Origin of the sequence: Vibrio sp. CK2-1 (assembly GCF_021726515.1) — a bacterium.
In the GTDB taxonomy this organism is placed as follows: Bacteria; Pseudomonadota; Gammaproteobacteria; order Enterobacterales; family Vibrionaceae; genus Vibrio.
Genome location: NZ_JAKKCJ010000001.1, coordinates 1,076,677 through 1,090,136, shown reverse-complemented (window position 1 = coordinate 1,090,136; position 13,460 = coordinate 1,076,677). Strand labels below are relative to the sequence as shown.

The 13,460-nt window shown below is 44.0% G+C and carries 1 protein-coding gene; it reads left to right on the top strand.

The features are described from left to right. The first annotated feature begins 214 nt into the window (after positions 1-214). Entirely contained in the window at positions 215-13,357 is a 13,143-nt protein-coding gene (locus tag L3V25_RS04790; RefSeq protein WP_237294305.1) for a hypothetical protein, read from the top strand. The last annotated feature ends 103 nt before the right edge of the window (positions 13,358-13,460 follow it).

The window sequence follows — 13,460 nt, the reverse complement described above, 5'->3', positions numbered from 1 at the left end:
AGATGGTGAAGATCCAAGTTTTGGTGACAATACCGAGATTGCTGAAATCACAGAAAACGACGGTGAACAAACGGCCAATGGCAGCATTGAATTTGACCAAGGCAGTGATGAGGTTGACCAAATTGTTTTCGACCCAAGCCAACCATCTCTAAATGACATCACCAGCAACGGCGAAGCGACTAGCTACAGTGTTGATGGAAACACGTTAAGTCTAGTGGATGCCGATGGCAATCCAGTGATGGATGTGACCATTGACGCTGACGGTAATTACGATGTCACTCAATACCAACCGATCGATCAAGATGACAGCACTATCACCAACATCGACTTAAACGTCTCAGGTACGGATGACGATGGCGATACCGCGAACGGTACCATCCACATCGTGATTAATGATGGCGAAAATGCTGCGGATGTCGATGCTGAAGTGACGGTAACGGAAGGGGATTTAGAAAACCCTGCTGATGGTAACGACTATCCGGTGGACAACAGCGTCTCGGTAACCATTGAGTCGCCAAGCGATAATTTAGTAGCGGGCTCACTGCGCTTAAGTGAAGCGGGTAAAGCTGCTCTACAAAATGAGAAGTCCGAAATCACCACCAATAATGGCGATCCGGTCGTGTTCAAGATGACCACTGATGAGAATGGTGTGATCACCATTACTGGTGTGGATGGCGAGGGTAACCCTGTTTTAGATATCACCATGACGCCGACCATGTCGGACAATGGCGATGTCACTGTGGTTACGGATGTCAATCAATATCAACCGCTTGATGAAAATGATGGTGCAGGTGATACCGATGGCCTTATCACCAATAATGGTGATGTGATCTCGATTGACCTACCGTTGGAAATTGATGACACCGATGGTGATACGTCTAAGGTTGATATCACGGTTAATTTTGCAGATGGTGAAGATCCAAGTTTTGGTGACAATACCGAGATTGCTGAAATCACAGAAAATGACGGTGAACAAACGGCCAATGGCAGCATTGAATTTGACCAAGGCAGTGATGAGGTTGACCAAATTGTTTTCGATCCAAATCAACCGTCTCTAAATGGCATCACCAGTAATGGTGAAGCGACGACCGTTGTGGTTGACGGCAGTACGTTAACGCTGGTTGATGTGAATGGTGACCCAGTAATGGACGTGACCATTGACGCGCAAGGCAATTACACGGTTACTCAATACCAACCTATCGACCAAGATGACAGCAACATCACCGACATCGACCTCAATGTCTCCGGTACGGATGACGATGGCGATACCGCGAGCGGTACCATCCACATCGTGATTAATGATGGTGCAAATGCTGCTGATGCGGCTGCTGAAGTGACGGTAACGGAAGGGGATTTAGAAAATCCTGCTGATGGTAACGACTATCCGGTGGACAACAGCGTCTCGGTGACCATTGAGTCGCCAAGCGATAACTTAGTCGCGGGCTCACTGCGCTTAAGTGAAGCGGGTAAAAGCGCTTTACAAAATGAGAAGTCAGAAATCACCACCAATAATGGCGATCCGGTCGTATTCAAGATGACCACGGATGAGAATGGTGTGATCACCATTACTGGTGTGGATGGCGAAGGCAACCCTGTTTTAGATATCACCATGACGCCGACCATGTCGGAAAACGGCGATGTCACTGTCGTTACCGATGTCAATCAATACCAACCGCTTGATGAAAATGATGGTACAGGCGATAGCGAAGGCCTTATCACCAACAATGGTGATGTGATCTCGATTGACCTACCGTTGGAAATTGATGACACCGATGGTGACACGTCTAAGGTTGATATCACGGTTAATTTTGCAGATGGTGAAGATCCAAGTTTTGGTGACAATACCGAGATCGCTGAAATCACAGAAAACGACGGTGAACAAACGGCCAATGGCAGGATTGAATTTGACCAAGGCAGTGATGAAGTTGACCAAATTGTTTTCGATCCAAATCAACCCTCTTTAAATGGCATCACCAGTAATGGTGAAGCGACTCACATTGATACCGATGCACTGGCCAACGATCCAAGCACGTTAACCTTGTTGGGTGTTGATAATAATCCTGTGATGAGCGTGACCATCGATGCGGATGGTAATTACACCGTGACGCAATACCAACCTATCGATCAAGATGACAGCACTATCACCAACATCGACTTAAACGTCTCAGGTACGGATGATGATGGCGATACCGCGAACGGTACCATCAATATCGTGATTAATGATGGCGAAAATGCTGCTGATGCAAGTGATACGGTCGATGTAGTGGAAGGGGATGTTGATACTGGAGCCGTGGATGCGGATGGAAATCCTATCCAGACCTACCCTGTAGAAGGCCATAGTTCAGTCACGATCGAATCACCAAGCGATAACTTAGTCGCGGGCTCACTGCGCTTAAGTGAAGCGGGTAAAGCTGCTCTACAAAATGAGAAGTCCGAAATCACCACCAATAATGGCGATCCGGTCGCGTTCAAGATGACCACTGATGAGAATGGTGTGATCACTATTACTGGTGTGGATGGCGAAGGCAACCCTGTTTTAGATATCACCATGACGCCGACCATGTCGGACAATGGCGATGTCACTGTGGTTACCGATGTCAATCAATATCAACCGCTTGATGAAAATGATGGTGAAGGCGATACCGATGGCCTTATCACCAACAATGGTGATGTGATCTCGATTGACCTACCGTTAGAAATTGATGACACCGATGGTGACACGTCAAGTGTCGACATCACGGTGAACTTTAAAGATGGTGAAGATCCAAGTTTTGGTGACAATACCGAGATTGCTGAAATCACAGAAAACGACGGTGAACAAACGGCCAATGGCAGCATTGAATTTGACCAAGGCAGTGATGAGGTTGACCAAATTGTTTTCGACCCAAGCCAACCGTCTCTAAGTGACATCACCAGCAACGGCGAAGCGACCAGCTACAGTGTTGATGGAAACACGTTAAGTCTAGTGGATGCCGATGGCAATCCAGTGATGGATGTGACCATCGATGCGGATGGTAATTACACCGTGACCCAATACCAACCGATCGATCAAGATGACAGTACTATCACCAACATCGACCTAAATGTCTCCGGTACGGATGACGATGGCGATACCGCGAACGGTACCATTCACATCGTGATTAATGATGGTGAAAATGCTGCCGATGCGGCTGCTGAAGTGACGGTAACAGAAGGGGATTTAGAAGATCCTGCTGCAGGTAACGGTTATCCAGTGGACAACAGCGTTTCGGTGACTATTGAATCGCCAAGCGATAACTTGGTCGCGGGCTCATTGCGCTTAAGCGAAGCGGGTAAAACTTCCCTAAAAAATGAGATGTCAGAAATCACCACCAATGGTGGCGATCCGGTTGTATTCAAGATGACCACTGATGAGAATGGTGTGATCACCATCACTGGTGTGGATGGCGAGGGCAACCCAGTTCTTGACATCACCATGACCCCAACCATGTCTGAAAATGGTGACGTGACGGTTGTTACAGACGTCAATCAATACCAACCATTAGATGATAACGATGGCACGGGCGATACGACGGGGTTAATCACGAATAATGGTGACACCATTTCGGTTGACCTGCCGCTAGAAATTGATGACACCGATGGTGACACGTCAAGTGTCGACATCACGGTGAACTTTAAAGATGGTGAAGATCCAAGCTTTGGTGACAATACCGAGATTGCTGAAATTACAGAAAACGACGGTAAACAAACGGCCAATGGCAGCATTGAATTTGACCAAGGCAGTGATGAGGTTGACCAAATTGTTTTCGACCCAAGCCAACCGTCTCTAAGTGACATCACCAGCAACGGCGAAGCGACCAGCTACAGTGTTGATGGAAACACGTTAAGTCTAGTGGATGCCGATGGCAATCCAGTGATGGATGTGACCATCGATGCGGATGGTAATTACACCGTGACCCAATACCAACCGATCGATCAAGATGACAGTACTATCACCAACATCGACCTAAATGTCTCCGGTACGGATGACGATGGCGATACCGCGAACGGTACCATTCACATCGTGATTAATGATGGTGAAAATGCTGCCGATGCGGCTGCTGAAGTGACGGTAACAGAAGGGGATTTAGAAGATCCTGCTGCAGGTAACGGTTATCCAGTGGACAACAGCGTTTCGGTGACTATTGAATCACCAAGTGACAATCTTGATCCAAGTACCTTGCGTCTAAGCGAAGACGGTAGAAAACAACTAGTTTCAGAAATGAGTGAAATGACCACTCATAATGGCGAACCCGTTAAATTCTCAATGACCACTGACGCTAATGGTGTAATCACTATTTCAGGGGTAGATGGTGAGGGTAATCCTGTTTTAGACATCACCATGACACCAACCATGTCAGAAAATGGCGATGTCACTGTCGTTACCGATGTCAATCAATATCAACCGCTTGATGAAAATGATGGTGCAGGCGATACCGATGGCCTTATCACTAATAACGGCAACACCATCTCGGTTGACCTACCGCTAGAAATCGATGACACCGATGGTGATACTTCAAATGTTGATATCAAGGTGAATTTTGTTGATGGCCAAGATCCGTCGTTTAGTGTTGATAGTGAAGCCGTTGTTATCACCGAAACAGATTTTGATAATGTTGATCCAGAGACTGGAGAAGTAACTCAAACTCCAGGTGAATCCACAGGTAAAATCCCAAGCTTTGATATGGGCTCTGATGAAATAGCATCGATGACGTTTGATGACCCTCAAGGTGAAAATTCCGGCTTAGATGATATTACTTATGATGGCGGCAAAGAAACCGACTATGAAGTGGATGGTAATACCATTACCGTCACCGGTGAAAATGATGAACCCATTCTAAGTATTACCGTTGATACGGATGGTAATTACACCGTTACGCAATATGAACCTATCGATCAAGATGCAGGAGATGTTGACCTTAATCTCAGCATTACTGCAGTGGATGATGATGGTGATAGTGCCTCGGGCAGCTTTAACATTGTGATTGTCGATCCAGAGGGAGTCGATGTTACTGATGAGGTCAATATTACCGAAGGTGATCAGGAGAACTGGGCTGATGGAAACGCTTATCCAGTATCAGGTAGTAGCTCAGTAGTTATTGATTCTTCTAGTGATGATCTACGCCCTGAGACCTTACATATTGATCCAGAAGTCTCTACAGCTTTGGAAGCCGAACTTGATGGCTTAACCAGTAATGGTCAACCGATTGACTTTGAAATCACTACAAATTCAGATGGCACAATTACGATAACGGGTACTTCTGGTGGCTCGGATGTCTTAACGATGACGATGACTCCAACCGTTGATGCAGACGGTAATGCCACCATTACCACCGATGTTATACAAAATGGTCCAATTGATCACGAAGATGGAGATGGTGATAGTGAAGGCTATGTGACCAACAATGGTGACACCATCAGTATTGATGTGCCATTAGTGATTGATGATGCAGACGGCACACCAAATAATGTTGATATCACGGTTAACATTGAAGATGGCCAAGATCCAAGTTTTGGTGACGATACTGGTGTAACAATTAGTGATGGCACTGATGGTGTGGATTCTGGGTCAGGTCAGATTCTTGTCGATACCGGAAGTGATGAAGTTGTCGATGTACGATTTAGTGACGACCAATCCCAATTAGATGGATTGACTAGTGATGGGCAAGCAACTTCCGTTATCGTAAGTGAAGATGGTCATACTTTAACCATTGTTGATGCTGACGATAATCCTGTAATGGACGTCACCATTGATCAAGAAGGTAATTATGATGTTAAACAATATCAACCGATTGACCAAGTTGAGCAAGTAGATGACATTTTAGATATCGATCTTAATGTCGAAGTTGAAGATGCAGATGGTGATGTAGGCAAAGGAACGATTACCATCAATGATGCCGATGGTACTAATGCGACCGGCGGCGGTAGCATTAGTGTTGATTTCACCGAAGGAGATTTAACGCCGGACACTGGTGATAGTGATGCTTATGGTCAAACTTTTTCGAGTGATAAAGTCCATGTTGAGCCTGGCGTTGACAACTTAGATCCATCAACCGTACAAGTTGACCCTGAAGTTATGGACGACTTGATTGCAGAATTAAATAGTGAAATTAAAACCGGCGGTGGTGAGTCGGTTACCTTCAGTTTTGACCCAGATACAGGTTTGCTTCAAGGGGTAGATGCTGATGGTAATCCTGTTTTAGATATCAACTTAATTGCTGAGCAAACTGAAGATGGTGGTGTAGACATCTCCGTTGATATGACTCAATACCAACCGATTGATCATATCGATGGAGATACAAGCGGTTATGTTCAATCTGAAGGTGATTCAATTAGCATTAATGTGCCAATTCAGATCCAAGATACCGATGGTGACTACCTAGATGAGTCAATTGACTTCAATGCGGTTATTCATGACGGTGAAGACCCTGAAATCATCAGTGCAGATGCGATTACCGTCGATGAAAGTCAAATTGATGCTGGCGGTGATAATCACCAAGGTTCAAACCCTAATGGTAGTGGCCAAACTGCGACAGGTACGATTAACACGGATTCGGGAAGTGATGGTTTCACTCACTTTGTTATTGATGTTGATGCTTTCAATAACACAAATGACATCACTTCTGGCGGTGAAAACGTTACTTTAATTGATAATGGTGACGGTACCTATTCTGGTATGACCGATTCAGGTGATGAAGTATTTAATATCACTTTTTCTGAAAATGGCAGCTACACCTTTACAGTAACAGGTGCGTTGGATGATCCTCTAGATGAGAATAATGGTGAATACATTAACGTCACTATTCCAATTAGCGGTGTCGATGATGATGGCGATCCAAGTAACACTGTTAATGCCGTTGTTACTATAAAAGATGATGTTCCGACAGCTACTGATATTAGTCATTCAGTCGAAGAAGGTGCTGAGTTTACCTACCTTGGTGATGTATTGACCAATAAAGGTGAAGGTGCTGATGGTGCTAAAGTTACTGCGATTATCGTTGATGGGAGAGAGATACCTTTAGATAGTTTACCTGTAGAAACAGCTCCAGATGGCAATGAATACTATGTTTATGAGCTTATAGATTCTGATGATGGTAATCAGGATTTAGGTACTTTATACATTTCAGACTCAGGTGAGGTGTATTTTGAACCTAATGATAACCTTGATCACAATGGTGAAGATTTAAGTGAGCTTGTGCAATTCGTTGTCACTGATGGTGATGGCGATACCGACACCGCAGATGTCAACATTGTTGTGACTGACGAAGGCCCAAGTTGGGAGATTGACGGTGGCAGTTATAGTGGCCATGAGGAAGATGGGCGCACAGACACAACGGATCTTGATAATCTGGATGACGTGCCAGACGAGACTCCAAATGGCATTCCGATTGAAATGAAATTGAACGTGGGTGATCGTGATGAAGGAGAGACCATCATCAACCCTGATAACCCAGAACAGAGTACCGTTGTCATCACACCTCCAGAAGAAGGCGCCCATGGGGTGTTTATGTACGATGGTGAGCCACTTGAAACTGACGCTGATGGCAATTTCATCATACCAGCAGCTGCATTTAGCTTAGTCGATAATGGTGATGGAACTTATAGTTATGAACTGTCTGGTGTCACGTTTGTACCTGATTCAGATTTCTCAACCGTTGATGGTAACTTAGAATTTGGTGTGCAAGCGGAAGTTATTGATGACGATCCCGAACAATCTGGTCAGATAATCAATGGCAACTTCAACATCACGGTTGAAGGGATTGCCGATACACCAACATGGGATATGGATAATACTGATCTCTATTATGAAACCGGTGAAGACAGTGACAATGTAAAACTGAATATAGATGTAAATCTGAATGATAATGATGGTTCAGAAACCCTAGAATATCACCTTGAAATAAAAGAAGGTGAAGGGGACATTTATGTTGATGGAGTAAAAATAGAGCCGGATGAAAATGGTGTATATACCATTTCAGCTGATGATATCGATAAAGTGGAAGTTGACCCTGCGGATGACTGGTCAGGTGAAATGCAAATTGATGCTTGGGGAACCAGTACAGAAAATGGCGATACGGTTGAAGGCAAAGAAACAGCAGAATCTGATCACCAAACGATTGTCATCGATGTGACTCCAGATGCTGATGAAGTCAGCTTGAGTACGAATAACAACATCAAAGTCGATGAAGATACTGCTATTCACTTATCGGATGTGATTACCAAAGCGCATACTTCTGTCGATGACGATGGTTCAGAAAGTTACTTTGTGCGTATTTCAGGTTTACCAGAAGGCGCAACAGTATGGGGCGTAGATGATGAAGGGAATCCTGTAGAACTAGAGCCAAATGCGGACGGTTTCTATGTGATTTCTTTCGATGATATTGATGATACTGTCATCATGCCACCGCCACAAAGTAATGACGATTTTACTTTTACCGTTGATGGAATGTCGGTTGATAACGCCGATCTGAGTGATACGGATCTGAATGATGAAGATACTTGGGCTGGCCAAGATAGCACTGAAATCAATGTCGATATGCACGGTGTTGTTGATGACCCATCCATTATTGCCAATGGTGAGTGGGAAGTTTCTGATGATGGTAAAACGATCTCAACCACAGTGAATGAAGATGGTTCAGCCACGATAGATTTCAACTTTATTTCTGGTGAGTATACAAACACCGATGGGCATGGAGCGGTATCGGAAGATACAGATTCATCTGAAAAGATCACTTTCACAACATTACAAGATATCCCAGAAGGGGTGTATTTTAGCGATGCTGATGGTAATCCATTAGAACCGACACTCGTCTCAACCAATCCAGACTTATACCAATTTGATGTTGATTCATTGAACGGTATTCAAATTCATACCGATAGCAATAGCGCGGATGATATTGATATTCCAGTACGTATTGTGGTGACTGAAGATGACGGTGCTTCGAAAGAATTTGAATATAATATCCATATTAATGTTAATCCTGTCGTTGATGGCGTTGGTAAGGACGAGAACGGCAATCTAGAGGAATACAACACCACATCAACAGGTAATGAAGATGAGTTAATCAAACTGAATTGGGATCCTACTGCGCAGTTTGTCGATAATGACGGCAGCGAAAAAGTGGTTGGATTAACCATTAATGGGTTTGAGAATTATCCTGATGGTTATGCAATCGTTATTGGTGATGAAGTACTTACCCCTGATGAAAACGGTTCAATTACCTTAACACCAGAACAATTAGCAGAAGCTCAAGAAAGTGGCTTGTATCTTAGCATGCCAGAAGATTCAGATAGCGATTTGCATTTAACCACGGATGTCACGATTCGAGATTCAGATACTGAAAATCCAGATGATAACTACGATGAAACCACAATCCATGGCAATTTAGATGTGGATGTTACCTCGGTCGTCGAAGAAGACGGTGATGGTGTGAATGATGGTGGTAAGTTGGTTATCGATGGTGCTGACGGTAATGCGATTGAAGATATCGATGGTGACGGAATTCAGGATGTATATGAAGACCAAGACCCTAATGATGAGTGGTCAAATGAAATTCACTTGTCAGTTAACGATGTAGTTAATGGTAGCTCAGGTGGTAACAGCTTAGATTGGGTCAATGATGACACTTCAAGTGATGAAGTAATCAATAAAGTGATCATTACCTTCCCAGATGATTTGCCCGATGGTTTCCAGGTTGAAGGTGCGGTAAATAACGGCAATGGTTCGTTTACGATTACTGAAGATCAACTCGATGATATCGTGATTAAAGCGCCTCGTGGGTTTGATGGGGATGTGACTATACACGTCAGTGTTACCGTACAAGACCAGGGTGATGATGCTAACTCGGAAAGTGAGACAGTAATCAAAGAAACCGATATTACTCTTCACTTTACTGATGAACATGATGGCGGTGGCGGCACTTATACTCCACCAGCTGCCGGCGATATTGATGATGATGCAACTCAAGATCAACAAGTCGATGCTTCTGAAGATCAAGCAGGTGGCGTCAATATAGGTGAGTTAATTTCTGATGGTTTGGTGATTAGCACTGATGATACTGATGGTGATGGCGTCTCTGATCTGGATAACGATACCACTTCGATCATTATTAATGCCGATGATTTGCCTCCAGGTGCCACGATTGGTGGTATGGAGTACAACGAGCAAACGGGTGAGTATGTCATTAGTGTCACTCCAAATGCAGATGGTTCAATAACGTTACCACCAGATGTGATTCTATACTTACCACCAGATTATGCTGGTGATATCGATATTCCCGTTAAAGTTGTGGAAACTGATAACGAGAGTGGCCAGTCTAATGAAGGCTCAATGAATATCACGGTTAATGTTAACCCTGTTGCAGATGCTCCAGACGTCACCATCACTGGCGGTGGCGATGAAGATAGTCTAATTGAGTTAGATTTAAGTGCTGTTATTGGCGACCAAAATAACGGTGGTACAGATAATGGCGGCGATGAAGAAATTACCGATGTGACAATTAAATTAGTTGATCCATCACAAGGTGAATTTGTCGACGCGAATGGAAATGTGATTCAACCTGATGCCAATGGTGAAATTCATGTTGACCCAAATGACCCAATTTATTTCCAACCTGCTCCAGATTTCAGCGGTACTGTTGATGTTACCGTGACAACGGATGTGACTGATACAGCAATGGTTGATGGTGAAGAAGTCAGTAATAGTGGTTCGTTTGAGCAGAATGTAAGCTTTGATGTTAATGCCGTAAACGATGATATTGAAATCAATGGTGAAGTCGCTACCGATGATAATCCTGTTCAAGTTACAGGTGACGAAGGGACATCGATTTCATTTGGTGATTTTAACGGTAATGTGACTGATATGGATGGCTCGGAAGAGATTGTTTCTGTCAGTATTACCGGCGTGCCAGATGGTTTCGTCATTGAAGGCGCTAATAATATGGGGGGTGGCGTTTGGTCTATCCCTGACGTGATTAGTGATGATGGCCAAAGTTTTGATTTATCAGGTTTGAGTATTCTGCCACCAAATGATTTTAGTGGTGATATTGATCTGACACTTAAAGTCTACACAACAGATGATAATGGTGATCCTGTTGAGAAAGACGTACCTGTTAATATCCATGTTGATGCAAAAGCAGATGCAGTGAATACCGATGTGGATGCTTCCGCTTCTGGGGATGAAGATGCGGCGAATGGCATAACAATCAATATCAATGCACATGCCGTTGATGATGAAAATAGCGTAACAGACCCGGCAAGTAATGTTCACGAAGATGAGCCAGAGCAAGTTCAAGTGACCATTTCTAATGTGCCAGATGGTGCGACTTTTGGATTCCCAGAAGGATCAGATGGTGAAATTATTCAAAATCCAGATGGTACGGTAACGATCATTTCAGATGGTTCGGATCTGGATAGCATCATCTTTTACCCACCAGAAGATGGTAACTCTGACAACATGACTGTGGCTGGCGAAGATTGGGACGGAACCCTTGATCTTGCTATCCAAGGTAATGATAACGGTGATACCTCTGGCCCTGTTGAAAACGTCACAGTTGATATTGATGTGAAGGCAGAAAATGATGCGGCGGTGAATACAGTTCCTGACTCCGTTCCTGCGTCTGCTGATGGTGTCACTACGATCACAGGTTTACAAATTAGTGATGTGGACGCCTCGGAAGGTAAGGGTGACTTTACTGTTGAGTTACATGCTGGAAATGGCAGTTTATCTTTACCAGAAGGTACGGACACATCAGGTCTTACTATTACTGAAAGTGGTGATGGTACTTACACTATCGAAGGTTCATTAGATGATATCAATGCCGTACTTGATGGCGGTATTATCTATACACCAGATGATGGCTACAGTGGCGATGACACTATCACCATGACGACGACAGATAATGGTGATGCTGATGGTAAGAATCAAGAAACAACAGAAAGCACGATCACCATTACTGATGTTGTAAGCACTGAATCAGATGAACCGAATGAGCAAGCTTCTAGCTATAACGCAACTTATACACCAACAGAGCCAGCCCAGAACTTACGTAGTCATCTAGCATCAGCAACATCACAAGTGAATGCTACATCGGCGATACCTTTAACAGCGTTACTATTAGGCGCTGCTGTTGCTGCAGACGAAGTAGAGTCGCTGCAATTAAATCAACTAGATGGTGCTAAGATTGTTGATGCAGATAACCAGCCTTTAGGGACGGTTGCTGAAGATGGTTCTGTAACATTAACACCAGACCAAGTTGCAGAGGCTTATGTACACCAACAAGCGGAATCAACCACGACTGAATTTACGGTAGTGACTAAATCTGCGGATAACCGTGTTGTGGGCGAGCATAATGTTTCTACCGCAAGCTTTAATACGACAGGGTTAGACTCACAACGTGATGTTGCAGGTCAAAATAACTCATCGGCTTCGTCTAACAACGCTGAGAATGTACAAGCCGCAGCAGTGGGTGATGCTGAACATGCTGTAGAAGGTCAAAATGTGGCGGATTTATTAGCCACAAACCCTGAAATGGCAGAGCAATTAGCCGAGAATGCTGAGCAGCTTTCGGATGATTTACACGCGATCGTTGATGAAGTATCTGCGCTTTCTCAAGATAATATTGATGAAGATATCCTAGATAAAGTATCGGAACTTCAACACGATCTTAATGATGTGTTGAACCAAGATGATTTAGCGAATCAAGATTTATCACCAACGGCTAACCCATTTGAGCAGGTAGATGAGACGGATGAGCTAGCAAGTACTGATGATAGTGCAAATTATTACGAGCAATCTCAGCAAGATGATGAGAACGCTCTAACGAATGATTATGCACAAGATGCCGATGATGAGCTTGATAGCGAGCAAGATGGCTTGTATTCAAATGACGACGCGAGTGACAGTTCACTATACGCGGATAATGACAATCAAGATGACGGCTTCTTCGATGAAGATGACAGCTTCGATTGGGATCACCTTGCTGCCAACGGTCTAGATGGCGAACTAACTGGCGATGCTTCTGGAATGGAAATAGCTGACGATGTGATGATGATGCACAGCGATACGGATTTTGATGTGTCAGATTTGCTTGATCAAGACGATCAGAATGGCAATCTTGATATGGATAAATTACTAGGTGAGGCAGCACCTTCATCGGCAGCAGATATTGGTAAGCCGGAAGAAGCATCAGCGGATGATTTAGCGTCTACCCAGCATCTTGACCAACCGGATGTATCTGGAATGGGAATGGATTTATCAGGGTTGCATGACACAAGCTCAGCAGGTCATATCATTAATGACTTGTTTGATCCAAACTCAATGAAGCCAACCGATGGCTAATGTCATTTTAAGTTTGTAGTAATACAGATGGCCTCACCGAGAAACAATTGGTGAGGCTATTTTTTTATGGGTAGGAGCAAGAAACGGTTTCATACATTCATCG